The 23,644-nt window shown below is 73.6% G+C and carries 18 protein-coding genes; 9 read left to right on the forward strand and 9 right to left on the reverse strand.

Going from position 1 to position 23,644, the window contains the following annotated elements; translation table 11 throughout:
* Nucleotides 1–20 precede the first annotated feature (20 nt).
* On the reverse strand, nt 21–1,274 hold the full coding sequence (locus AMK19_RS19980; RefSeq protein WP_073813565.1) for an SAV2148 family HEPN domain-containing protein: 1,254 nt from the start codon (nt 1,272–1,274) through the stop codon (nt 21–23).
* A 415-nt stretch (nt 1,275–1,689) separates the two neighbouring features.
* On the opposite strand from AMK19_RS19980, the gene glgX reads away from it, so the two are divergent.
* The 3 genes from glgX to treZ all read left to right on the forward strand — a co-directional run bounded on the left by glgX (nt 1,690) and on the right by treZ (nt 8,012).
* Nucleotides 1,690–3,813, forward strand: a complete 2,124-nt coding sequence (gene glgX / locus AMK19_RS19985) for a glycogen debranching protein GlgX (RefSeq protein WP_073813567.1) — start codon at nt 1,690–1,692, stop codon at nt 3,811–3,813.
* A 72-nt stretch (nt 3,814–3,885) separates the two neighbouring features.
* Nucleotides 3,886–6,276 carry a malto-oligosyltrehalose synthase gene (gene treY / locus AMK19_RS19990; protein ID WP_073813569.1) on the forward strand — a complete coding sequence of 797 codons (2,391 nt, stop codon included), beginning with the start codon at nt 3,886–3,888 and terminating at the stop codon, nt 6,274–6,276.
* Entirely contained in the window at nt 6,276–8,012 is a 1,737-nt protein-coding gene (gene treZ, locus AMK19_RS19995) for a malto-oligosyltrehalose trehalohydrolase (protein WP_073813571.1), read from the forward strand. Before treY ends, treZ begins: the two co-directional genes overlap by 1 nt.
* 64 nt (nt 8,013–8,076) lie before the next feature.
* Here the strand turns inward: treZ and AMK19_RS20000 are convergent, their stop codons facing one another.
* Both AMK19_RS20000 and AMK19_RS20005 read right to left on the reverse strand, forming a co-directional pair.
* Nucleotides 8,077–8,982: a transketolase family protein gene (locus AMK19_RS20000; protein ID WP_073813573.1), complete on the reverse strand. Its 906-nt coding sequence runs from the start codon at nt 8,980–8,982 to the stop codon at nt 8,077–8,079.
* 96 nt (nt 8,983–9,078) lie between these two features.
* On the reverse strand, nt 9,079–9,795 hold the full coding sequence (locus tag AMK19_RS20005) for a thiamine pyrophosphate-dependent enzyme (protein ID WP_073813575.1): 717 nt from the start codon (nt 9,793–9,795) through the stop codon (nt 9,079–9,081).
* A gap of 65 nt (nt 9,796–9,860) precedes the next feature.
* Here AMK19_RS20005 and soxR point away from each other — a divergent pair, with 65 nt between their 5' ends.
* The 3 genes from soxR (at nt 9,861) to AMK19_RS20020 (ending at nt 12,011) form a co-directional block, all read left to right on the forward strand.
* Complete coding sequence (gene soxR, locus AMK19_RS20010) at nt 9,861–10,358, forward strand: redox-sensitive transcriptional activator SoxR (protein WP_073813577.1); 498 nt, start codon at nt 9,861–9,863, stop codon at nt 10,356–10,358.
* Nucleotides 10,359–10,488: 130 nt separating this feature from the next.
* Complete coding sequence (locus tag AMK19_RS20015) at nt 10,489–11,343, forward strand: SAM-dependent methyltransferase (RefSeq protein ID WP_083647104.1); 855 nt, start codon at nt 10,489–10,491, stop codon at nt 11,341–11,343.
* A gap of 68 nt (nt 11,344–11,411) precedes the next feature.
* Nucleotides 11,412–12,011, forward strand: a complete 600-nt coding sequence (locus tag AMK19_RS20020) for a sulfurtransferase (protein WP_241844491.1) — start codon at nt 11,412–11,414, stop codon at nt 12,009–12,011.
* Nucleotides 12,012–12,150: 139 nt separating this feature from the next.
* Here the strand turns inward: AMK19_RS20020 and AMK19_RS20025 are convergent, their stop codons facing one another.
* Entirely contained in the window at nt 12,151–12,744 is a 594-nt protein-coding gene (locus tag AMK19_RS20025; RefSeq protein ID WP_073813579.1) for a TIR domain-containing protein, read from the reverse strand.
* A 57-nt stretch (nt 12,745–12,801) separates the two neighbouring features.
* Nucleotides 12,802–13,398 carry a dephospho-CoA kinase gene (gene coaE, locus AMK19_RS20030; RefSeq protein WP_073813581.1) on the reverse strand — a complete coding sequence of 199 codons (597 nt, stop codon included), beginning with the start codon at nt 13,396–13,398 and terminating at the stop codon, nt 12,802–12,804.
* Between the two features lie 211 nt (nt 13,399–13,609).
* On the opposite strand from coaE, the gene AMK19_RS20035 reads away from it, so the two are divergent.
* Nucleotides 13,610–14,488, forward strand: coding sequence for an alkaline phosphatase family protein (locus AMK19_RS20035; protein ID WP_073813583.1), 879 nt, complete (start codon nt 13,610–13,612; stop codon nt 14,486–14,488).
* Nucleotides 14,489–14,495: 7 nt separating this feature from the next.
* On the opposite strand, the gene AMK19_RS20040 is transcribed toward AMK19_RS20035, so the two are convergent.
* The 3 genes from AMK19_RS20040 to rpsA form a co-directional block, all read right to left on the reverse strand.
* Nucleotides 14,496–15,140 carry an MBL fold metallo-hydrolase gene (locus tag AMK19_RS20040; protein ID WP_073813585.1) on the reverse strand — a complete coding sequence of 215 codons (645 nt, stop codon included), beginning with the start codon at nt 15,138–15,140 and terminating at the stop codon, nt 14,496–14,498.
* Between the two features lie 10 nt (nt 15,141–15,150).
* Nucleotides 15,151–17,268 carry an MMPL family transporter gene (locus tag AMK19_RS20045; protein WP_198953376.1) on the reverse strand — a complete coding sequence of 706 codons (2,118 nt, stop codon included), beginning with the start codon at nt 17,266–17,268 and terminating at the stop codon, nt 15,151–15,153.
* A 373-nt stretch (nt 17,269–17,641) separates the two neighbouring features.
* Nucleotides 17,642–19,132, reverse strand: coding sequence for a 30S ribosomal protein S1 (gene rpsA, locus AMK19_RS20050; protein ID WP_073813589.1), 1,491 nt, complete (start codon nt 19,130–19,132; stop codon nt 17,642–17,644).
* Nucleotides 19,133–19,472: 340 nt separating this feature from the next.
* On the opposite strand from rpsA, the gene AMK19_RS20055 reads away from it, so the two are divergent.
* Both AMK19_RS20055 and hrpB read left to right on the forward strand, forming a co-directional pair.
* The gene (locus tag AMK19_RS20055; RefSeq protein ID WP_443135026.1) at nt 19,473–20,468 is read left to right on the forward strand and encodes a class I SAM-dependent methyltransferase; all 996 of its coding nucleotides are present in this window, start codon (nt 19,473–19,475) and stop codon (nt 20,466–20,468) included.
* 2 nt (nt 20,469–20,470) lie between these two features.
* Nucleotides 20,471–22,972, forward strand: a complete 2,502-nt coding sequence (hrpB, locus tag AMK19_RS20060; RefSeq protein ID WP_073813591.1) for an ATP-dependent helicase HrpB — start codon at nt 20,471–20,473, stop codon at nt 22,970–22,972.
* Nucleotides 22,973–22,989: 17 nt separating this feature from the next.
* Here hrpB and AMK19_RS20065 read toward each other — a convergent pair whose 3' ends face one another.
* Nucleotides 22,990–23,583: a GNAT family N-acetyltransferase gene (locus AMK19_RS20065; protein WP_073813593.1), complete on the reverse strand. Its 594-nt coding sequence runs from the start codon at nt 23,581–23,583 to the stop codon at nt 22,990–22,992.
* Nucleotides 23,584–23,644 lie beyond the last annotated feature (61 nt).

The following is a 23,644-nucleotide window of genomic DNA, read 5'->3' on the forward strand; positions in this document are numbered from 1 at the left end:
TCCGCGGGCATGTGCCCTGGTCAGGACACTGCGCGGGAGTCTCCCCAGAGGTCTTCGAACTCCTCGCGGTAGACCTCCAGCAGTCCGGGTTCGGTGCCGCCGACCTCCTGTCCGGCGCCGCCGCGCAGGACGAGGGCGGGTGATTCGATGCCGCGGGCCTTGCGCAGGTAGGGCTGGATCACGCCGAGGTCGGTGGAGCGCCGCCGGCCGCCGGCGCCGGTGGTGCGCGGGCCCTCGACCAGGTAGGCGGTGAACCGGGGCAGTTCGTCGAACACCCGGATCTCGAACGAGCCGGGGTCGCGCAGCCGGGCCCTCACCCGTCGCACGTGCATGATGTTCATCTCCACCGAGCGCCCCAACTCGCCGCGCCCGATGCCGAGTTCGCGTTCACGTCGGCGGACGGCGCTGCTCGCGGGGTTGAGGAACAGCAGCCGGACCCGGCAGCCGTCGGTGGCGAGGCGCACAAGTCGTTTGCCGGTGTAGTTCTGGCAGAGCATGCCGAGCCCGATGCCGACGGCGTCGAGGCGGCGGGCGCCGTCGAGGAGGTCCTCGACGGGCAGGTCGCGCTGGAGGCGGACCCGGTCGGGGTGGACGGCGACCACGTCGGCGTAGCGGCCGGCGACGAGTTCCTCGACCACGTCGGCGGGGACGCCGCCGTGCGCGCCGTCGAGCAGCGCGAGCAGCCGGGCGGCGGCCCGTTCGGTCTGGTCGAGGACGGTCTGCGACAGCGCCCGGTTGCGGGAGACCACGTGCCGGGCGACCTCCAGCTCGTCGAGGGCGAGCTCGATCTCGCGCCGGTCGACCAGGTGGGGTTCGAACAGCGGCCAGTGCTGGACCATCAGTTCGCGCAGCTGCGGCAGGGTGAGGAAGACCAGCGGGTCGTCGTCGACGGGGTCGAGCAGGTAGCCCTTGCGGCGGGAGACCTCGCGGACGGCGGCGGCCCGGTGCACCCACTCCTCGCCGGCCGGTCCGGCGGCGGCGGTGACCCACTCCTCGCCGTGCGCGGGCGCGTAGACGGGGCGCAGCACCTCGTGGACGAGGGCGCGGGTGCGCTGTTCGACGAGGTTGAGCCAGACATAGGCGCGGCCGGCCAGGCGGACCCTGTGGTAGGCGTCGTCCCACTGGTGGCCGGCCCAGGCGGGGGGCATGCCCTCGGCGGGGCCGCCCTGCGGGGGCAGCGGTCCGCGTCCGCCGCCGGTGCGGACGACCAGCGTCGGGGCCTCGCTGCTGCCGGCCCGCGGGTCGTGTCCGTCGCCGTCGGCGGGGAACGCCATCCGCCACCTCACCTCTCGTCCGCCGCCGGCCGGCTGACGGAGTGTCCGCCGGGTCGCTCCACCGTCGCGGCCCCCGATCGTCGGCCGCGCGGGCCCGGGGTTCTCGCGGTCCGGACGATCAAGGGTATCGCCCCCCGTGCCCGTGACACAGCCCTCTTGACAGCTCCCGCCGCACCGGCCGACGGTCCGTCACGGACCGGTCGCGGCAAGCCGTCCGGCCCGGCATCCGGGACACCCGTACGGGCGAACAACGGGCGAATGGAGGCGGATGGGCACGGTGTCGGCCCGCCCGGCGAGGAGGATGCGGATTGTGCCGGGCACCGCGTCGCCGATGCCCGGCACCTGCTCGGGCGCTCCGCCGGGTGACCGCCCGCGGGGCGCCGATCGGCGTCTGGCACAGGGAAGTCGAGGACACATGCAGGTCTGGCCGGGGCAGCCCTACCCGCTCGGCGCCACCTACGACGGCGCGGGCACCAACTTCGCGGTGTTCTCGGAGAGCGCGGACCGGATCGAGCTCTGCCTGATCGGCGAGGACGGTTCGGAGACGGCGGTGGAGCTGCGCGAGACGGACGCCTTCGTGCGGCACGCGTACCTGCCGGGCGTCCAGCCGGGCCAGCGGTACGGGTTCCGGGTGCACGGCCCGTTCCAGCCGGGGCTGGGGCTGCGGCACAACGCGTCGAAGCTGCTGCTGGACCCGTACGCGAAGGCGATGGGCGGCCACATCGACTGGGACGAGTCGGTGTACGGCTACCACTTCGGGGCGCCGGAGCGCCGCAACGACCTGGACTCGGCGCCGCACACCATGCACTCGGTGGTGATCAACCCGTACTTCGACTGGGGCACCGACCGGCCGCCGCGCACCGACTACCACCGCACGGTGGTGTACGAGGCGCACGTGAAGGGCCTGACCAGGCTGCACCCGGGCATCCCGGAGGAGATCCGCGGCACCTACGCGGGCCTGGCGCACCCGGCGGTGATCGAGCACCTGGCGAAGCTGGGCGTCACCGCGATCGAGCTGATGCCGGTGCACCAGTTCGTCCGCGACCACCGGCTGCGCGACCTCGGGCTGTCCAACTACTGGGGCTACAACACGATCGGCTACTTCGCCCCGCACTCCTCGTACTCCTCGACGGGCGACCGCGGGCACCAGGTGCAGGAGTTCAAGTCGATGGTGAAGGCGCTGCACGCGGCCGGCATCGAGGTGATCCTCGACGTGGTCTACAACCACACCGCGGAGGGCAGCCACCTCGGGCCGACGCTGTCGTTCCGCGGCCTGGACAACGCCTCGTACTACCGGTTGGCGAAGGACCAGCGCTTCTACGAGGACACCACCGGCACCGGCAACTCGCTGCTGATGCGTTCGCCGCACGTCCTTCAGATGATCATGGATTCGCTGCGGTACTGGGTCACCGAGATGCACGTGGACGGGTTCCGCTTCGACCTGGCGGCGACGCTGGCCCGGCAGTTCCACGAGGTGGACCGGCTGTCCTCGTTCTTCGACCTGGTCCAGCAGGACCCGGTGGTCTCGCAGGCCAAGCTGATCGCCGAACCGTGGGACCTCGGCGAGGGCGGCTACCAGGTCGGCAACTTCCCGCCGCTGTGGACGGAGTGGAACGGCCTCTACCGGGACACCGTCCGTGACTTCTGGCGCGGCGAGCCCGCCACCATCGCCGAGTTCGGCTCCCGGCTGACCGGCTCCTCCGACCTGTACCAGGACGACGGCCGCCGCCCGATCGCCTCGATCAACTTCGTCACCTGCCACGACGGTTTCACCCTGCGCGACCTGGTGTCGTACAACGACAAGCACAACGAGGCCAACCGGGAGGACAACCGGGACGGCGAGTCCTTCAACCGCTCGTGGAACTGCGGCGCCGAGGGCGACAGCACCGACCCCGGGGTGCTCGAACTCCGGGCCCGCCAGCAGCGCAACTTCATCGCCACCCTGATGCTCTCGCAGGGCGTGCCGATGCTCTCCCACGGCGACGAGCTGGGCCGCACCCAGCGCGGCAACAACAACGCCTACTGCCAGGACTCCGACCTGACCTGGGTGGCCTGGCCGACCCGGGACGGCGAGCAGGCCGACAGCCGGCTGCTGGAGTTCACCCAGGGCATGATCTGGCTGCGCCGCGACCACCCGGTCTTCCGCCGCCGCCGGTTCTTCCACGGCCGCCCGGTCTCCGGCACCCACGACGCCCTCACCGACATCGCCTGGTTCACCCCCGGCGGCGAGGAGATGACCGAGCAGGACTGGTCGACCTCGTACGCGAAGTCGCTGACGGTGTTCCTGAACGGCAACGCCATCTCCGAGCCGGACCGGCGCGGCGGCAAGATCGTCGACGATTCGTTCCTGCTGATGTTCAACGCCCACGCGGAGCCGATCGCCTTCACCGTCCCGGCCGGCCACGGCGAGGCCTGGCAGGTCGTCGTCGACACCTCGCTGCCCGCCCTCCCCGCCCCCGGGACCGGCCCCCGCGCCAAGGCCGGCGACACCCTGCGGCTGCTGGACCGCTCGCTGATGGTGCTGCAACGACCGGCGTAGCGGACCCGGCCGAAACCACCCGTTCGGGGCAATGCACGGTACGCCTCGGACCGGCCGGGTAGGGATCGGGCCATGACGTCAGTCGCCGCGCGACCTTCGACGGCCCGCTTCCCGACGGCCACCTATCGGCTCCAGTTGCAGCCGGAGTTCACCCTGCACGACGCCCGCCGCGCCGTGCCGTACCTGGCGGCCCTCGGGGTCTCCCACCTCCACCTGTCGCCGCTGCTGGAGGCGGTGCCGGGCTCCACGCACGGCTACGACACGGTCGACCACGGCCGGGTCGCCGAGCAGCTGGGCGGCGAACGGGCGCTGCGCGAGCTGGCCGGGGCCTGCCACCGGCACGGCCTCGGCCTGATCGCCGACGTGGTGCCCAACCACATGGCCCTGCCCGTGCCGGAGCAGCTGAACCGGCCGCTGTGGCAGGTGCTGGCGAACGGCCCCGACGACCCGTTCGCCGCCTGGTTCGACATCGACTGGACGTCCCAGCCGGGCCCGGTGGACGCCCCGGAGCGCGGCCGGCTGCTGCTGCCGCTGCTCGGCGACCGGCTGGGCGCGGAACTCGACCGGCTCACGGTCGACGGCGAGGTGCTGCGCTACTACGAGCACGAGTTCCCGCTGCGCCCCGGCACCGCGCAGCTGCCGCTGCCGGAGCTGCTGGACCGCCAGTGGTACCGCCTCTCCTGGTGGCAGCTCGCCGACGAGCAGATCAACTACCGGCGGTTCTTCACCGTCAACGAGCTGATCGCGGTGCGGATGGAAGTCCCCGAGGTGTTCGAGGCGACGCACGCGGTGCTGCTGCGGCTGCACCGCGAGGGCGTCCTGGACGGCTTCCGGATCGACCACCCGGACGGGCTGGCCGACCCGCGCGGTTACCTGCGGCGCCTCGCGGAGGCGACCGGCGGCGCGTACACGGTGGTGGAGAAGATCCTCACCGGCGAGGAGCGGCTGCCCGCCGACTGGCCGTGCGCGGGCACCACCGGCTACGACGCGCTGCGCCGCATCGACGGCGTGCTGACCGACCACCTGGGCGCGGAACGGCTGGCGGCCGCCTACCGGCGCGACGTCGGCGACCGGGCGGACGCGGCGACCACGGCGCTGATCGGCCGGGCCGAGATGGTCGCTCCGGACGGGGCGCTGTCGGCGGAGACCGACCGGCTGGTGCGCCTGGTCGGGCGGATCTGCGCGGACGGGCCGGAGCTGGCCGACCACTCGCCGCTGGCGGTGCGCCACGCACTGGAGGCCCTGCTGACCGAGTACCCGGTGTACCGGCCGTACGTGGTGCCCGGCGAGCCCGCGCCCGCCGAGGCCGCCGAGGCGCTCGCTCCGCCCGAGGGCGCGTCCGACACCGAGCGCCTGGTGCGCCGGCTCGCGCTCGGCGAGCTGGGCCGTTCGGCCGCGAAGGACGAGTTCTGCCACCGCTTCGGGCAGACCGTCTCCGCAGTGGCCGCCAAGGGCGTGGAGGACACCGCGTTCTACCGCTTCAACGCGCTGCTGTCGCTGAACGAGGTCGGCGGCCGTCCCGAGCACCCCGGCGTCACCCCGGCGGACTTCCACCGCTGGTGCGAACACCGGGAGCAGCACCAGCCGCAGGCGATGACGGCGCTGTCCACGCACGACACCAAGCGCAGCGCGGACGCCCGGGCCCGGCTCGCGGTGCTGGCGGAACTGCCGGAGGCGTGGGCGGCGGAGTGCACGGCGTGGACGGTGGCGGCCGGCCCGTGCCCGGACCGGGCGTCGGCGTGGCTGCTGTGGCAGACCCTGCTGGCGGCCTGGCCGCTGTCCGGGGAACGGCTGCTGGGCGTGGTGCTGAAGTCGGTGCGGGAGGCGAAGCGCCGCACCTCGTGGAAGGCCCCCGACGAGGCGTTCGAGCAGCGGCTCGCCCAGTACGTGCGGGACGCGCTGGCCAACCCGGGGCTGTGCCCGCGGATCGCCGGGTTCGTCGGCATGCTGGAGCCGTTCGCCCGGGTGAACTCGCTGTCGGCGGCGCTGCTGCACCTGCTGGCGCCGGGCGTGCCGGACGTGTTCCAGGGTGGCGAGGAGCCGCTGTACACGCTGGTCGACCCGGACAACCGGGCGCCGGTCGACCTGGACGCGCTGGCGGTGCGCCTGACCGACGCGGCCTCGCCGCGCCCCGGCGACCTGGCCCGGGAGAAGCTGCACCTGACCGCCACCGCCCTGCACCTGCGCCGCTCCGGCCCGCTGGGCGCGTACCGCCCGCTGGCCGCTGCGGGCCCGGCGGCCGAGCACCTGGTGGCGTTCGCCCGCGGCGGGCGGGTGGTGGGCGCGGCGACCCGCCTGCCGTACGGGCTGCACCGGGCGGGCGGCTGGCGCGGCACCCTGCTGGAGCTTCCGTCGGGCCGCTGGACGGACCGGCCGACAGGCCGCCGTTTCACCGGCGGTTCGGTCGAACTGTCGTATCTTTTCCAGCAGTTGCCGGTGGCGTTGCTGGTGGAGGGGGAATGATGCGGTACCGAGTGTGGGCGCCGGAGGCCAAGGTCGTCGAGGTGGAGGTCGGAGCGATCCCGTACCTGCTGGAACGCGACCCGGCGCACCCGGGCTGGTGGCACGGGGACGGCCCCGACGGCGATTACGGCTTCCGGCTGAACGGCGGCCCGGCGCTGCCCGATCCGCGCTCGCCGCGGCAGCCGTTCGGCCCGGACGGGCTGTCCCGCCCCGTCGACCACGCCGCGTTCGCCTGGACGGAGACGGTGTGGCGGGGCCGCCCGCTGCCGGGCGCGGTGGTGTACGAGCTGCACGTGGGCACCTTCACCGCCGACGGCACCTTCGACGCGGCCGCCGCCCGCCTCGACCACCTGGTCGAACTCGGCGTGGACTTCGTCGAGTTGATGCCCATCTGCCCGTTCCCCGGCCGGCACGGCTGGGGCTACGACGGGGTGGCGCCGTGGGCGGTGCACGAGCCGTACGGCGGCCCGGACGGGCTGAAGCGCTTCGTGGACGCGGCGCACCGGCGCGGACTCGGCGTGATCCTCGACGTGGTGCACAACCACCTGGGCCCGTCCGGCAACTACCTGCCCCGGTTCGGCCCGTACTTCACCGACCGGCACCACACGCCGTGGGGCGCGGCGGTGAACCTGGACGCACCGGGCTCCGACGAGGTCCGGGCGTACCTGATCGGCAGTGCGCTGGCCTGGCTGCGCGACTACCGGATCGACGGGCTGCGGCTGGACGCGGTGCACACCCTGGCGGACGACCGGGCGCTGCCGTTCCTGGAGGAACTCGCCGCAGCCGTCGACGAGTTGGCGGAGGCGACCGGCCGTCCGCTGTTCCTGGTCGGCGAGTCGGACCTGAACGATCCGCGCACCACCGCGCCCCGGCCGGCCGGCGGGCTCGGGCTGACCGCGCAGTGGAGCGACGACTTCCACCACGCCCTGCACACGCTGCTGACCGGCGAGGGGCAGGGCTACTACGCGGACTTCGCGGCCGACCCGTGGGCGGCCCTCGGCAAGACCCTCACCGGCGGGTTCTTCCACGACGGGACCTGGTCCTCGTTCCGGGGCCGCTCGCACGGCCGCCCGTTCCCGACGGCGTACGGGCACCGGCTGCTGGGCTACGCGCAGACGCACGACCAGATCGGCAACCGGGCCACCGGCGACCGCCTGTCGGCCGCGCTCCCGCCGGGCCGGCTCGCCGTGGCGGCCGCGCTGGTGCTGACCTCGCCGTTCACGCCGATGCTGTTCATGGGCGAGGAGTGGGGGGCGTCGACGCCCTGGCAGTACTTCACCGACCACACCGACCCGCAGCTCGCCGAGGCCGTCCGGCAGGGCCGCCGCCGGGAGTTCGGCGAGCACGGCTGGCGCGCCGAGGACGTCCCCGACCCGCAGGACCCGGCCACGGTGCGCGCCTCCACCCTGGACTGGTCCGAGCCCGACCGCAAGCCGCACGCCGAACTGCTCGGCTGGTACCGGGAGTTGATCCGGCTGCGGCACGCCGCGCCCGAGCTGACGGCGGGCGACCTGGCGGCGGTGCGGGTGCGGCACGACGCGGCGGCGGGCTGGCTGGCCGTCCACCGGGGCCGCTACCGGGTACTGGCCAGGATCGGCGGCGAGGGACCCGCCGCCGTCCCGCTGGAGGGCGAACTCGCCGCGCTGGAGGCCTCGTTCGGCGAGGTGCAGGCCGGCGTGAACGGTACGGTGCTGCTCGGGCCGGACTCGGTGGCGGTGCTGCGCACCACGGCCTGAGCCGCCGGCGGCTGCGTCACCACAGGCACCACAGGCACCACAGGCCGAGCCGCCACAGGCCGAGTCACCACAGGAAGGCCGCGATCCGGGCGTGCAGGCCGGTCGCGTCCAGGCCGTACGCCGCCAGGTGTTCGGGCATCGACCCGTAGTGTCGGTGCTCGGCCACCGGCACGCCCAACCCGAGGACGCGGTGCGGCAGTTGCTCCAGTGCGCGGTGCACCTCGCGTTCCGAGGTACCGGCCAGGTACGGCTCGACGACCACCACGTCGGCCCGGCCGCCGACCGCCGCCCGCAGGCCCGCCGCGTCGAACGGCCGCACGGTGGTCGCGTACATCACCGTCACGTCCAGCGTCTCGGTGGCCTCCAGCACCGCGTCCAGCATCGGGCCGACCGCCAGCACCACGCCGCCGGCGCCCTCGCGGACGGTCAGGAACCGGCCGGGTGCGATCGGCCGGGCCTCGCGGTTCTGCTGGGCGGACAGCCGCACGTACTGCAGGCTGTCGCCGGCCGCGACGGCGTGGCGCAGCAGCAGGTCGGCCTCGGCGGGGTGGCCGGGGACGTGCACGTTCCAGTCGGGCAGGGTGTCCAGCAGGGCGACGTCGCCGGGCGCCATGTGGGTGCGTCCGCCGGCCGGCCAGTCGTACGATCCGGCCGCGCTGACCAGGACCGCGCCCACGCCCTGGTGGTTCAGGTCGAGCTTCACCTGTTCGAAGGGCCGCTCGATCAGGAAGCTGGCGAAGGTGTGCGCGATCGGCCGCATCCCGGTCAGCGCCAGGCCGCCGGTGACGCCGATCAGCAGCTGCTCGCGGATGCCGACGTTCACCACCCGGTCGGGGTGGGCGGCGGCCGCGTCGGGGAACTGGGCGGCGCCGATGTCGGCGAGCACCAGGGCGGTGCGCGGGTCCCGGTCGAGCAGTTCGGCGGTGGTCAGCGCGAACTGGTCGCGCATCGTGAACTCCTGGGTGGTCATGGCGTGCTGTCTCCGCTCCGGCCCGGTCTCGGGCTGTCGGTTCTCGGGCTGACGGTTGTCGGGCTGACGGTTCTCGGGCTGACGGTTCTTGGCCTGTCAGTCCTTGGGTTCGACGCGGGCGACCACCACGTGCGGGCGGCCGGGGTGCGGGGCGGTGAACGCCCGGTACAGCTCCTCGTGGTCGCGGCCGTCCACGGTGGCCGCGGACCAGCCCTCGCCCGCGAACCGGGCCGCGATGCCGCCGTTCCAGCCGTGCGTGGCGGAAGAGTTGTCGATCACCACGACGTGCAGCCGCTCCAGGCCGTACGCGCCGGCGAACGCCACCGCCTCGTGGTTGCTGCCCTCGTCGAACTCGGCGTCCCCGACCAGCACCCACACCGCCGGGGCGTCCAGGCCCTGCGCCCGCAGACCCAGCGCCGTCCCGACGGCCAGCGGCAGCCCGTGCCCGAGCGAGCCGGAGCCGATCTCCGCGCCGGGCACCAGCAGCCGGTCCGGGTGGTGGCCGAGCGGCGAGTCGTACGACCCGAAGCTGGACAGCAGCTCCACCGGGAAGAAGCCCTTGGCGGCCAGCACCGCGTAGTACGCCATCGGGCCGTGGCCCTTGGACAGCAGGAAGCGGTCCCGGTCGGCCGCGTCCACGGTGGCCGGGCCGACCTTCAGGACCCGGTCGTAGAGCACCCAGAGCGCGTCCAGGGTGGAGGTCGCGGCCGGGGAGTGCTTCTCGTCGCCGGTCATCACCGACATCAGGTGCGGCAGGTCGGCCCAGCCCGGGCCGGCGGGGCGGCCGGGAGTGTGCGCTGTTTCGCTCGTCATGCCACCGAGCATCCAACTTCAAGCCCGCTTCAGGTCAAGGGCGCGCGCCGGTAGTGTTCCGGGGCATGACGCCCTCCCGGCACGACCGCCTCACCATCGGCCAACTCGCCGAGCGCAGCGGCCTCGCCACCTCCGCGCTGCGCTACTACGAGAGCCTCGGCCTGATCCACTCCGAGCGCACCACCGGCAATCAGCGCCGCTACCCGCGCGCCGCGCTGCGCCGGATCGCCTTCGTCCGGGCCGCCCAGCAGGTCGGCCTCTCCCTGGAGGAGGTCCGCACCGCGCTCGCCCGACTGCCCGAGGACCGTGCGCCCACGCCCCGCGACTGGCACTCCGTGGCCAGCACCTGGCAGCACCGCATCGACCGGCAGATCGCCGAACTCCAAATGATGAAAGCCAAGTTGACGGGCTGCATCGGCTGCGGCTGCCTCTCCATGAGCCGCTGCGCGCTGTACAACGCCGGCGACCGCGCCGCCGCGGCCGGGCCCGGCGCCCGCTACCTGCTCACCCGCGACCCGGACGACGGGCCGGAGCCGGTGGTCGGACCCGAGCGCCGACTCTGACGACGGCCCGGCTGTCGGACCCGGGCGCTAGCCTGGCCGCCGGGGACCGGTTTCGGCCATCCGTCGTCGAACCGGTTTCCCGGCCGTCTATGCTGCCCCGAAAGCGTGTTCCATCAACGGGGGGCCGGATATGACCGATCATCAGGAGATCTCGCTCGACTGGATGTCCGGCGCCCAGAGTCCGCCGCCGTCCGCCGAGCTGCGCCCCGAGGTCCCGCACCCGGCCCGGATGTACGACTACTACCTGGGCGGCAAGGACAACTTCCCCGCCGACCGGGCCGCCGCCGAGAAGGTGCTCGCGCTCAGCCCGCTGGTGCGGATCAGCGCGCTCGCCAACCGCGCCTTCCTGCAGCGCGCGGTGCGCACCCTCGCCGCCGAGGAGGGCGTCCGCCAGTTCCTCGACATCGGCACCGGCATCCCCTCCGCGGGCAACACCCACGAGATCGCCCAGTCCGTCGACCCCGCCGCCCGGATCGCCTACCTGGACAACGACCCGATCGTGCTGGTCCACGGCCGGGCCCTGCTGGCCGGCGCGCAGCAGGGCAGCGTCAGCGTCCTGCAGGCCGACCTGCGCGACCCGAAGGCGATCCTCACCGACCCCGCCGTCCGCGACCTGCTCGACCTCGACCGGCCGGTCGCCCTGATGCTGTTCGCGATCCTGCACTTCATCGACGACGCGGACGACCCGTACGCCGTCGTCCGCACCCTGGTCGACGCCCTGCCCTCCGGCAGCTTCCTGGCGCTCTCGCACGGCACCGCGGACTTCATCGACGACGCGGAGCACGCCTCGAAGGGCCCCGCCGTGTACCGCTCCGCGACCGCCCAGCTCACCATGCGCTCCCACGCGCAGGTGCTGCGCTTCTTCGACGGCCTGGAACTGCTCGAACCCGGTCTGGTCACCGCCCCGCAGTGGCGTCCCGACCAGGCCCCGCAGGACACCGACGACCAGGTCGCCATCTGGGCCGGCGTCGCCCGCAAGCCCTGACACCGCGTCACCGGCCGTCCGGCGGCAGTGCGATCATTCTTGCCTCCCCCACCTCCGGAGGCTGTCCCGTGACCGCACTGCCGCCGCCCCTGGTCGACCCCTCCTGGCTCGCCGACGGCCTCGCCGACCCCGACCTGGTGGTCCTGGACGCGAGCCTCGGCGCGCACCGCCACGCCGCGCTCCGCATCCCCGGCGCCCGCCCGTTCGACATCGACGGCCCGCTCTCCGACCCGGCCTCCGAACTGCCGCACACCATGCCCCCGGCCGCCGACTTCCAGCGCGAACTGCGCGCCCTCGGCGTCAACGACCGCTCCACCCTCGTCCTCTACGACGGCGCCGGGACCTACTCCAGCCCGCGCGCCTGGTGGATGCTGCGCGCCATGGGCTTCGACCGCGCTGCCGTCCTGAACGGCGGACTGCCCGCCTGGCAGGCCGCCGGCCACCCCGTCACCTCCGAGCAACTCCCGTACTCCCCCGGCGACTTCACCGCCCGCCCGCGCCCCGGCCTGCTGATCGACCGGGACGCCGTGGCCGCCGCCCTCGCCGACCCCGGCACCACCGTCCTGGACGCCCGCTCCCGCGAGCGCTTCACCGGCGACGCCCCCGAACCCCGCCCGCACCTGCGCCGCGGCCACCTCCCCGGCTCCGCCAACCTCCCCTTCACCTAACTCCTCACCCCCGACGGCCGCTACCTCCCCCTCCCCGACCTGCACGCCCGCCTCGCCGCCGCCACCGCCCACCGCCCCCGCCTCGTCACCACCTGCGGCTCCGGCGTCACCGCCTGCATCCTCGCCTTCGCCGCCCACCTCACCACCCACCCCACCCCCACCGTCTACGACGGCTCCTGGTCCGACTGGGGCCGCCCGGAAACCACCCTCCCGACGGCCACGGGGGACTGACCGACCGGCACCTCGCGCACACCTCGTCCACGTCGGCCAGTTCGGGCACCAGGCAGGCGAGTTCGTCCGCGATCCGGGTCAGGTCGGCGTGCGAGGTGCGCAGGTCCAGCCGCCGGTACTGGCAGTGGGCGAGGGCGGCGAGCGGCTCGGGGAGGCGTTCGGGGCGCAGCCTCGGGGTGGCGCCGACCAGCACCGGGACGACCAGCGCGCCCGCCGCGAACGCCTCGGCGATCTCGCGGCACGGCCAGTCCTCCGGGTCCTCCACCGCGGCACGCCCGTCCCGGCCCCGGACGTCGAACCAGCGCGGCCCGATCACCGCGAGCAGCACCGGGCAGGACCGCACCGCGGCGATCAGCTCCTGCGGGTAGCAGCGGCCGGGCGCGATGGACTTGCAGGCCCGGAACACCCGCTCGCTGCCGAACCGGTGCGACAGCCCGTGGTCGAGCAGCGCGGCGACCGCTTCCTCGTCGCCCGTGCGGTAGTTGACGAAGACAAGGGACATGCCCCCATCCTCTTCGGCGCCGTCCCACCCGTCGAGAAGGGCGACGCCGGCGACCGGTCAGGCGCGGCGCAGTTCCAGTTGGTGCCAGAGGTCGTGGACGCGGGTGGTGAGTCGGTCGAGGGTGCCGCTGTTGTCGAGGACCAGGTCGGCGACGGCGAGGCGGGCCTCGCGGGTGGCCTGGGCGGACATGCGGGCGCGGGCCTCGTCCTCGGGCATGCCGCGGAGGGCGGTGAGGCGGCGGAGGCGTTCGGCGTCGGGGACGTCGATGACGACGACCAGGTCGTAGAGGGGGGCGAGGCCGTTCTCGGCGAGGAGGGGGACGTCGTGGACGACGATCGCGTCGGGGCCGGCGGCGGCCTCCAGTTCGGCGGATCGGGCCCGGACCAGGGGGTGGACGATCGCGTTGAGGGCCGCGAGGCGGGCCGGGTCGGTGAAGACGATCCGGCCGAGGGCGGGGCGGTCGAGGGCGCCGTCGGGCAGCAGCACCTCGGGGCCGAACTCGGCGACCACCGCGGCCAGTCCGGGTGTACCGGGGGCGACCACCTCGCGGGCGATCAGGTCCGAGTCGATGATCACCGCGCCCAGCGCGGCGAGTTGGCGGGAGACCTCGCTCTTGCCCGCGCCGATTCCGCCCGTCAGTCCGATCCTCAGCATGCGAGTCAGGTTACCGGTCCGTACCGGGGCGCTCGGAGGGGCCCGCCCGGAGCGAACGCCGGACGGCCGCAAGGGTAACTTCGCGGGAATTCCGGGGAGGCCCGCCCAAGGGGCGTCCGGGACGAGTTGTCCGTACAGCTCTGCGAGGCCAATTCCCCGGTTAGGGTGCCGACGAACACCTGCCCCACCCTCGAACGATCGGAGCACACCCGTGTCCAGCAACTGGCCCGCCGGCCCGCGCCGGGTCCTGGTCGTCGGCATCGACGGCGTCCGTCTCGACCTGCTGCCCGAGCTGCGCACCCCGCACCTGGACGCGGTCGCCGCCGCCGGTTTCCTCGGCCGCGTCGAGGTCGACGACGCCACGCCGACGATGTCCGGCCCGTGCTGGGCGACCATCGCCACCGGCGTCGGCGTCGCCAAGCACGGCGTGCTCGGCAACCACTTCGGCGGCCACCGCCTCGACGTGTTCCCGGACTTCACCACCCGCCTCGCCAAGACGCACCGCCGCCGCACCTTCGCGGTCGGCGGCTGGGAGCCGCTGTTCCTGGCCCGCGACGGCGGCCCGCTGTTCAACGCGCCCGGCCGGCTCTCGTACATCGCGCCGCTGGAGGACACCCCGGAGGCGTGGGAGGTCTGCGACGAGCGGGTCACCGCCGAGGCCGAGTACGTGCTCGCCCGGTCCGACGACGACCCGCAGGCGTCCTTCGTCTACCTCGGCGCGGTGGACGAGACCGCGCACTTCCGCGGCTGCGGCGAGGACTACCGCCGCTCGATCGAGGCCGCCGACGTCCGCCTCGGCCGCCTGCTGGCCGCCCTGCGCGAGCGGCCCACGTACGCCGCCGAGGAGTGGACCGTCGTCGTCGTCACCGACCACGGGCACGTCGACGCGGGCGGCCACGGCGGCCGCAGCGAACTCGAACGCACCGCGTGGATCGCCGCGTTCGGCCCCGGCATCACCCCGGGCGCGCCGGTCGGCCCGCTGCACCACACCGACGTCGCGGCGCAGGTGTACGCGGCGCTGGAGATCGCCCCCGACCCGCACTGGACGCTCGACGGCCGCCCGTTCACGGCCGCCGCGACGGTGCACTGACCGGACGTCAGGACAGGTCGACGGACTCGCCGGCGCCCAGCATCCGGTACTCCACGCCGCCGGTGCCGGGCCCCTGCGGGCCGAGCAGCCGCCCGTGCACGGCCTGCCCGGCCTCGCTGAGGGTCGCCTCGTGGATGCCCACCGCCTGCCGGGGCCGGGCGTCGCGCAGGTAGTCGACCAGTTCGCCGACCTTCACCCAGGGCGCGCCGATCGGCAGCAGCAGCGTGTCGACGGTGTCCGGCGCGACGGTCAGCGCGTCGCCCGGGTGGAAGACCCGGCCGCCGAGCAGGAAGCCGATGTTCGGAATCCGCTCGATGTCCGGGTGGATCTCCGCGTGCCACTCGCCGTGCACCGTCACCGGCAGCCCGTCCAGCTCGAACGCGTCGCCGTCGCCGACCACCGTCACCCGCGTGCCGATGCCCTCCAGCTGCCGGGCCACCGAGCGGTTGGTCCAGACCCGCAGCCCCGGGTTGGCCTCGACGGCGGCCCGCACCTGCTCCTCGGTGAAATGGTCGGCGTGCTCGTGCGTGATCAGCAGCGCGCTCACCCCGCGCACCACGTCCGGGCCGGTGAACATGCCGGGATCGATCAGCACCGCCCCCTCCGCGTGCTCGATGCGGACGCAGGCATGGCCGTACTTCGTCAGTCGCATACCGCCCAGACTAGGGGGCAGGCGCAAACCCCGGCTGTTTGGGCAGGCGCGGGGCGGGCAGCGCCACGGGCAGCGTCAGCGGGCGCAGCGGCGGCAGTTCGACGTGCTCGCTGAGGCCGATGATTCCGTGCAGGCGGCGCAGTGGGGCGGGCGCCCACCAGTTGAGGCGGCCGAACAGCGACATGGTGGCGGGCACCAGCAGGGTGCGCACCAGGGTGGCGTCCACGGCGACGGCGACGGCGAGCGCGATGCCCATCTGTTTGACCATGAGCATCTGCCCGAAGGCGAACCCGGCGAACACGATCACCATCAGCAGCGCGGCCGAGGTGATGATCCGACCGCTGCGTTGCAGGCCCAGCTCCACCGAGCGCAGGCAGCCGTGGCCCTGGTCGTGGAGTTCCTTGATCCGGGACAGCAGGAAGACCTCGTAGTCCATCGACAGCCCGAACGCGAAGGCGAACACCAGCACCGGGATCACCGTCTCCAGGCCGCCGGTCGGGGTGAACCCGAGCAGCCCGCTGAAGTAGCCGTGCTGGAACACCAGTGTCAGCGCCCCCAGCGACGCGCCCAGCGACAGCACGTTCATCAGCAGCGCCTTGACCGGCAGCACCACCGAGCCGGTCATCATGAACAGCAGCACCAGCGTCCCCGCCGCGACCAGGCCCAGCGCCCACGGCCCGCGCGAGTCGATCTCGTGCCGGAAGTCCACCAGCGACGCCGCGTCCCCCGTCACGGACGTCTCCAGGCCGCCGCGGTGATCGCGCAGTTCGGCGACCACCCGCTCGGCCTCCGCGCCCTGCGGGTCGCCCTTCACCAGGACGTCCACGGTCTGCACCCCGTCCGAGACGGGCGTCACGGCCCGCACCCCCGACACGCCCGGCAGGCTCGCCACCACGGTGTCCGCGTAGTGCTGCGCCTGCTGCGGCGTCCCCTCGACGACCACCTGAACGGGGGCCGGGACCTGCGCCGGGAAACGTTCCTGCACCGTCTCGGCGACCTGCCGGGACGCGAAGCTCTTCGGCAGCACCTCGGCGCCCGAGTTGCGGAAGTGCGAGCCCAGGAACGGCGCGCCCGCCGCGAGCAGCAGCGCCACGCAGGCCAGCATCACCGGCACCGCCCGCCGCTGCACCCGGCGCACCGTCCGCGAGAAGAACCCCTCGTCCGGCACGGGCCCGCCGGGCGCCTTGATCCGCCGGCCCATGAAGCCCAGCAGCGCCGGAATCAGCGTCAACGCCGCCGCCACCGCGATCACCACCACGCTCACGCCGGCCACCGCGACCGCCCGGAACACCGGGCTGGTGAACACGAACAGGCCGCTCAGCGCCACCGCCACCGTCAGCCCCGAGAACGCCACCGTCCGGCCGGCCGTCGCGGACGTCCGCTCCACCGCCTGCGCGATCGTCGCGCCCAGGCCGCGTTCCTCGCGGAAACGGTTCACCATCAGCAGCGCGTAGTCGATCGACAGGCCCAGGCCCAGCACCGTCGCGATCGGCAGAACGCTGGTGTCGATGTCCATGATCCGGCTGAACCCGAACATCGCCAGCAGCGCGCCGCCCACCGACGCCACCGCCCCGATCCCCGGCAGACCCGCCGCGGCCAGCCCACCGAACACCAGCACCATCACGATCAGGGTGAGCGGCAGCGTCACGATCTCCCCGAAGCGGGTGTCCTTCGCGGTCTGGTCCTTCACCTCCTGCTGCAGCACGAGATCGCCGCCGACCACGGTGTGCGCGCCGTCCGCGGTGATCCGCTCCAGCCGGTCCGTCACCGCGCTCAGCTGCTTCGCCGACGCGCCGTCCGCCATCCGCACGCTCACCAGCGACGCCCTGCCGTCGTCCGCGCTCAGCCGGCCGCCCGTCGAGTACGTGTCCGCCACCGAGAGGACGCCGGGCAGCTTCGCCACCTCGGAACTCGCCTGCTGGACGGCCGACTTGACGCCTTCGTCCGCCACCTGCGGACCGTCCACCACCGCCGTCACGGTGCCCTGCGCCGGGTCCGCGGCCTGGACCACCGCCGCCCCCCGCGCCGACTCCGACCCACCACCGCCGGTCCCCGCCACCGAGCCCTCGAACACCCGCCCGCCGATCAGCACCCCCACCACGAGCACCGCCGCCCACACCCCCAGCACCCAACGCCGGTGCCGGAAACACACCCGCCCGAGCGCGGCCGACCGGCCACGAACCTGGGAAACCTGGACCTCTGCTACTGCGTTGGAGCGAGAGCTGCGCATGCGGGGAGCCTTTCGGACAACTGACCCCAAGGTATGCGCGACCACCCAAACGTTCTATAGCCGGACGATGAGCCTCATCTCACAATTCCCTTCACATAAACGCCACTTAAGCTCCTCCGTTCCCACCCTTCGACGCGACGGGACACGACGGGACGCGACGGGACGTGACGGGACGCGACTGCGGGCGCAAAAACAGGAACCCCCCGCCCAGGCAAGCCTGGACAGGGGGTCCCTGTTGAGTCAGCAGTCAGCTACTCCGAAGCGAGAGCGTTCAGCTCTGGCCACCGGCCAGCTTCTCCCGCAGAGCGGCAAGCGCCTCGTCGGACGCCAGCGCGCCCGAGCCCTCGTCGCTGCTGGAGGAGTACGAGCCGCCACCGGACACCGGGGCCTCCTCGCCGGCCTCGGCGGCAGCAGCCGCGTCCGCCTCGCGGGACTTGATGACCTGGGCCTGGTGCTGCTCGAAGCGGGACTGGGCCTCGGCGTACTGCCGCTCCCACTCCTCGCGCTGCTTCTCGAAGCCGGGCAGCCAGTCGTTCGCCTCGGGGTCGAAGCCCTCCGGGTAGATGTAGTTGCCCTGGTCGTCGTACGAGGCAGCCATGCCGTACAGGGTCGGGTCGAACTCGACCGACGCCGGGTCGGCACCGAGGGACTCGTTGGCCTGCTTCAGCGAGAGGCTGATGCGACGACGCTCGAGGTCGATGTCGATGACCTTGACGAAGATCTCGTCGCCGACCTGGACGACCTGCTCCGGGATCTCGACGTGGCGCTCGGCCAGCTCGGAGATGTGGACCAGGCCCTCGATGCCCTCGTCCACGCGGACGAACGCACCGAACGGAACCAGCTTGGTGACCTTACCCGGCACGACCTGGGAGATCTGGTGCGTACGGGCGAACTGCTGCCACGGGTCCTCCTGGGTCGCCTTCAGCGACAGGGAGACACGCTCGCGGTCCATGTCGACGTCGAGAACCTCGACGGTGACCTCCTGGCCGACCTCGACAACCTCGTTCGGGTGGTCGATGTGCTTCCAGGACAGCTCGGAGACGTGCACCAGACCGTCGACGCCGCCGAGGTCCACGAACGCACCGAAGTTGACGATCGAGGAGACGACGCCGGAGCGGACCTGGCCCTTCTGCAGGGTGGTGAGGAAGGTCTGGCGGACCTCGCTCTGGGTCTGCTCGAGCCAGGCACGGCGGGACAGGACCACGTTGTTGCGGTTCTTGTCCAGCTCGATGATCTTCGCCTCGAGCTCCTTGCCCACGTAGGGCTGGAGGTCGCGGACACGACGCATCTCGACCAGCGAGGCCGGGAGGAAGCCGCGGAGGCCGATGTCGAGGATGAGACCACCCTTGACGACCTCGATGACGGTACCGGTGACGATGCCGTCCTCTTCCTTGATCTTCTCGATCGTGCCCCAGGCGCGCTCGTACTGCGCGCGCTTCTTGGACAGGATCAGGCGACCCTCCTTGTCCTCCTTCTGGAGAACCAGGGCCTCGATGTTGTCGCCGACCGCGACAACCTCGTGGGGGTCGACGTCGTGCTTGATCGAGAGCTCGCGGGACGGGATGACACCCTCGGTCTTGTAACCGATGTCGAGGAGCACCTCGTCACGGTCGACCTTCACGATGACGCCCTCAACGATGTCGCCGTCGTTGAAGTACTTGATGGTCTCGTCGATGGCGGCGAGGAAGGCCTCGGCGTCGCCGATGTCGTTGACCGCAACCTGCGGGGTGGTGCTGACAGAGGTGTCGGTGGGGCTCGTCATTAGGAAAAGGGCTCCGGTACGGACATGAAGTCGTAGTAATGCCACGCGGAGGGCCCTGATCGCTCCCACCGAAAGCCGTACAGGCCAGAAAGCGGCCACCGAAACGATTCCGTCAACGGGAATCCCGGTGTCCGTCTGACGACCGTGGGGTCTTCGACAGATGCGAGCGCGACCTGCTCCGTCCGAGGCGCGCAGGCCCGCAGCGCAACTTGTAGCATACGGGGACACCCGGACACGGTCAATGCCGAAGTCGGCGAGACCGGTAGAGGCCGGGACGGATCAGGCCATATTCTCCGAAGGCGCACCTCGCGGCGGCTCGAACACCGGCCCTACTCCCCGGATGCCACGGCCCGACCCGATCCCGCCAGGGACCGGCTCCGCGGCAGCGGCGCTTCCGCATCCCATACCTTACGTGACGGATTCCATGACCCACTCCACCACCCCCGGTCCCATCGAGCCCCGCGACTACGACCCCGCCGAGTACGACGTTCCGAGCGCCTACCAGGGCGACGCCGAGCAGGACGAGGACGGCGACGAGGCGCTCCGGAGGGAGGCCGGGGAGGTGGAGTCGAGCCGGGCGAGCCGGCACTGGTGGGACCGGAACGCGGACGAGTACCAGGACGAGCACGGGGAGTTCCTGGGCGACGACCGGTTCACCTGGTGCCCGGAGGGCGTGGACGAGGCCGAGGTGCGGCTGCTCGGCGAGCCGGCGGCGCTGAAGGGCGCGGACGTGCTGGAGATCGGCTCGGGCGCGGCGCAGTGCTCGCGCTGGCTGGCCGCGCAGGGCGCCCGGCCGGTGGCGCTGGACATCTCGTACCGGCAGTTGCAGCACTCGCGGCGGCTCGACCTGGGCCGCGGCCTGGAGCCGGTCGCGGTGGTGCAGGCGGACGGCGCGGTGCTGCCGTTCGCGGACGGCTCGTTCGACCACGCGTGCTCGGCGTACGGCGCGGTGCCGTTCAGCGCGGACACGGCGCGGCTGATGCGCGAGGTGCACCGGGTGCTGCGGCCGGGCGGGCGGTGGGTGTTCTCGGTGACGCACCCGATCCGCTGGGCGTTCCCGGACGAGCCGGGCGAGGAGGGCCTGACCGCGTCGTCCTCGTACTTCGACCGGACGCCGTACGTGGAGCAGGACGAGCAGGGCGTGGCGACGTACGTCGAGCACCACCGGACGGTGGGCGACCGGGTGCGGGAGCTGGTCGGGGCCGGGTTCACGCTGGTCGACCTGATCGAGCCGGAGTGGCCGGAGGAGCTGGAGCAGGAGTGGGGCGGCTGGAGCCCGCTGCGCGGCCGGCACATCCCCGGGACGGCGATCTTCGTCGCCCGCCGGAACGGCTGACGGTGCGCGCCGGGGGGCTCGAACTGCCCGTCCGCACCGCGCTGTTGCCGCTCGCGGCGGCGCTGGAGGAGCACGGCGCGGCGGTGCTGTCCGCGCCGCCCGGCACCGGAAAGACGACGCTGGTGCCGCTGGCGCTGGCGGGCCTGCTGGACGCTTTCCCGGGCCCGCCGCGCCGGGTGCTGGTCGCCGAGCCGCGCCGGCTGGCGGTGCGGGCGGCGGCCCGGCGGATGGCCTGGCTGCTGGGCGAGCATGTCGGCGGCCGGGTCGGGTTCACGGTGCGCGGCGAGCGCCGGGTCGGCCCGGAGACCCGGGTCGAGGTGGTCACCACCGGCGTCCTGCTGCAGCGTCTGCAGCGCGATCCCGAACTGCCGGGCGTGGACACGGTGGTGCTCGACGAGTGCCACGAGCGGCACCTGGACGCGGACACCGCGCTGGCGTTCCTGCTGGACGTCCGGGCGGCGCTCCGCCCGGAGCTGCGGCTGCTGCTGGCCTCGGCGACCGCCGACACCGGCGCCTGGGCCGAACTGCTGGACGGCGCACCGGTGGTGGCCGCCGAGGGCGTCTCGCACCCGGTGGCGACGGTGTGGGCGCCGCCGCCGGCCGCGGTCCGTCCGCCGCAGGGGACGCGGGTCGATCCGGCGCTGCTGGAGCACGTCGCGGCGACGGTCCGCCGGGCGCTCGCCGAGCGCACCGGGGACGTGCTGTGCTTCCTCCCGGGCGTGGGTGAGATCGCCCGGGTGGCCGGGCAGTTGGCCGGCGTCGAGGTGCTGCAGCTGCACGGGCAGGCGCCGCAGTCCGTGCAGGACGCGGCGCTCGCGCCGGGCGCCGCGCGGCGGGTGGTGCTGGCCACCTCGGTCGCCGAGTCCTCGCTGACGGTACCGGGCGTGCGGGTGGTGGTGGACTCCGGGCTGACCCGGGAGCCGCGCACCGACCACGCCCGCGGCCTGTCCGGGCTGGTCACCGTCCGCACCTCGCTGGCCGCCGCCCGGCAGCGGGCCGGCCGGGCCGGCCGCGAGGCCCCGGGCACGGTGTACCGCTGCTGGGCGGAGGTGGAGGATGCCCGCGCGGCCCGCTTCCCCACGCCCGAGATCGCGCTCGCCGACCTGACCGCGTTCGCCCTGCAGGCCGCCTGCTGGGGCGACCCGGACGCCGCCGGCCTCACCCTCCCCGACCCGCCGCCCGCCGGGGCGATGGCCGCCGCCCGCGACACGCTGCGCGCACTGGACGCGGTGGACGCCGACGGCCGCCCCACCGACCGCGGCCGGACGATCGCCCGCACCGGCCTGCACCCCCGCCTCGCCCGCGCGCTGCTGGACGGCGCCGCGGCCGTCGGCCGTCGGCGTGCCGCCGAGCTGGTCGCGCTGCTCTCCGAGGAGCCGCCGCGCGCCCTCGGCGACGACCTCGCGCAGATCTGGCGCACCGTCAGGCAGGGCGACGACCCGTACGCGCGCCGGTGGAAGGAGGAGACCCGCCGGCTGGAGCGCGGCCTGGAACAGCACCGGGAGGGCGGCCTCTCCGACGCCGCCGCGGCCGGGCTGGTGGTCGGCCTGGCGTACCCGGAGCGGCTGGCCAGGGCCCGGGAGGGCGGCGACGGCGCGTACCTGATGGCCTCCGGGACGGCCGCCCAGGTGCAGGGCGGCTCGCGGCTGCCGGCCGGCGGGTGGCTGGCGATCGCGGTGGCCGACCGTCCGGCCGGTTCGCCGTCGGCGCGGGTGCTGCGGGCGGTGGCGATCGACGAGGCGACGGCCCGCCGGGCGGGCGCGCCGCTGCTGGACGGGCGGGAGGAGGTCGGCTGGTCGGCCCGGCAGCGGGAGGTGACGGCCCGTCGGGTGGAGACCCTCGGCGCGGTCGAGCTCGCCGCGGTGCCGCTGGCCTCGCCCGATCCGGCGCTGGTCCGCGAGGCGCTGCTGACCGGTCTCGAACGGGAGGGCGTGTCCGCGCTGTTGAGCTGGCCGCCCGCTGCGGCGGGGCTGCGCGAGCGGCTCGCCTTCCTGCACCGCACCCTGCGCGGGGTGTGGCCGGACGTGGGCGACGCCGCGCTGCTGACCGCCGCCGAGCAGTGGCTGGAGCCGGAACTCTCCCGGGCCCGCCGCCGCGCCGACCTGGAGCGGATCGACACCGCCGCCGCGCTGCAACGCCTGCTGCCGTGGGCGAGCGGCCAGGCGGGCCGGCTGGAAGAGCTCGCCCCGGAGCGGATCACCGTGCCCACCGGCAGCCGGATCCGGGTCGACTACACGGGCGACCGGCCCGTCCTCGCCGTCAAGCTCCAGGAGCTGTTCGGCTGGGACGCCGCCCCGGCCCTCGCCGACGGCCGCGCCCCGCTCACCGTCCACCTGCTCTCCCCCGCCGGCCGCCCGGCCGCCGTCACCGGCGACCTGGCCGCGTTCTGGCGCGAGGGCTACCGCGCCGTCCGCGCCGACCTGCGCGGCCGCTACCCCCGCCACCCCTGGCCGGAGGACCCGACGACGGCCGAGCCCACCCGCCGGGCGAACCCGCGCAGGTGACCGGGGCCGGACAGGCCCTACCGCCAGTCCTCCGCGAGGGCGGCCATGTCGATGTCGTCGATCCATTCGTCGCCGTACCGCAGCACCTGTCGGCGGACGCCCTCGACCTTGAACCCGGCCTTCTCGTAGGCCCGTTGGCCGCGCCCGTTGAAGGCGTAGACGCCCAGCGAGACCCGGTTCAGGCCGATGGCGCGGATGGCGTGGTCGGTGGCCATCCGGACGGCCTCGGTGCCGAAGCCGCGGTCGCGGCCGTCGGGGCCGATGCAGATGCGCAGGTTGCAGGAGCGGTTGGCCTCGTCCCACTCGTTGAGGACGATCTCGCCGACGCCGCGGCCGGTCGACCTGTCGACGATGATCAGGTCGAGTCGGTCGGTCTGCTCGTTGCGCGTGGAGTACCACTCGACGATGCGCTTCTCCATCGCCTCGTCCCACTCGGGCGCGACGGGCATGTACACGGGCGAGGTGTAGCGCAGTACGTCCGGGTCGTCGAGCATGACGCGCAGCCAGGGAAGGTCCTCCTCGGCGTTGACCGGCCGGAGGACGATCCGCTCCCCCTCCAGTGTCGGCTTGTCGGCGAACGTGGCGGTGGGAGTGGGAAGTTGATCAGTCATTCGGCCAGTCTCCGAGCCCCGGGCGGGGCCCTGCAAACGATTTAGCCGTCTGCAGGGGCCG

The sequence above is a fragment of the Kitasatospora sp. CB01950 genome, from assembly GCF_001905465.1.
GTDB lineage: Bacteria > Actinomycetota > Actinomycetes > Streptomycetales > Streptomycetaceae > Kitasatospora.

Excerpts from the sequence above, each read along its gene's own strand:
- glgX (WP_073813567.1), top strand. The coding sequence starts at position 1,690 with ATGCAGGTCTGGCCGGGGCAGCCCTACCCGCTCGGCGCCACCTACGAC.
- AMK19_RS19980 (WP_073813565.1), bottom strand. The coding sequence starts at position 1,274 with ATGGCGTTCCCCGCCGACGGCGACGGACACGACCCGCGGGCCGGCAGC.
- AMK19_RS20040 (WP_073813585.1), bottom strand. The coding sequence starts at position 15,140 with ATGCGACTGACGAAGTACGGCCATGCCTGCGTCCGCATCGAGCACGCG.
- treY (WP_073813569.1), top strand. The coding sequence starts at position 3,886 with ATGACGTCAGTCGCCGCGCGACCTTCGACGGCCCGCTTCCCGACGGCC.
- AMK19_RS20055 (WP_443135026.1), top strand. The coding sequence starts at position 19,473 with ATGCCACGGCCCGACCCGATCCCGCCAGGGACCGGCTCCGCGGCAGCG.
- AMK19_RS20025 (WP_073813579.1), bottom strand. The coding sequence starts at position 12,744 with ATGTCCCTTGTCTTCGTCAACTACCGCACGGGCGACGAGGAAGCGGTC.
- AMK19_RS20065 (WP_073813593.1), bottom strand. The coding sequence starts at position 23,583 with ATGACTGATCAACTTCCCACTCCCACCGCCACGTTCGCCGACAAGCCG.
- AMK19_RS20015 (WP_083647104.1), top strand. The coding sequence starts at position 10,489 with ATGACCGATCATCAGGAGATCTCGCTCGACTGGATGTCCGGCGCCCAG.
- AMK19_RS20000 (WP_073813573.1), bottom strand. The coding sequence starts at position 8,982 with ATGACCACCCAGGAGTTCACGATGCGCGACCAGTTCGCGCTGACCACC.
- AMK19_RS20005 (WP_073813575.1), bottom strand. The coding sequence starts at position 9,795 with ATGACGAGCGAAACAGCGCACACTCCCGGCCGCCCCGCCGGCCCGGGC.
- treZ (WP_073813571.1), top strand. The coding sequence starts at position 6,276 with ATGCGGTACCGAGTGTGGGCGCCGGAGGCCAAGGTCGTCGAGGTGGAG.
- soxR (WP_073813577.1), top strand. The coding sequence starts at position 9,861 with ATGACGCCCTCCCGGCACGACCGCCTCACCATCGGCCAACTCGCCGAG.
- coaE (WP_073813581.1), bottom strand. The coding sequence starts at position 13,398 with ATGCTGAGGATCGGACTGACGGGCGGAATCGGCGCGGGCAAGAGCGAG.
- rpsA (WP_073813589.1), bottom strand. The coding sequence starts at position 19,132 with ATGACGAGCCCCACCGACACCTCTGTCAGCACCACCCCGCAGGTTGCG.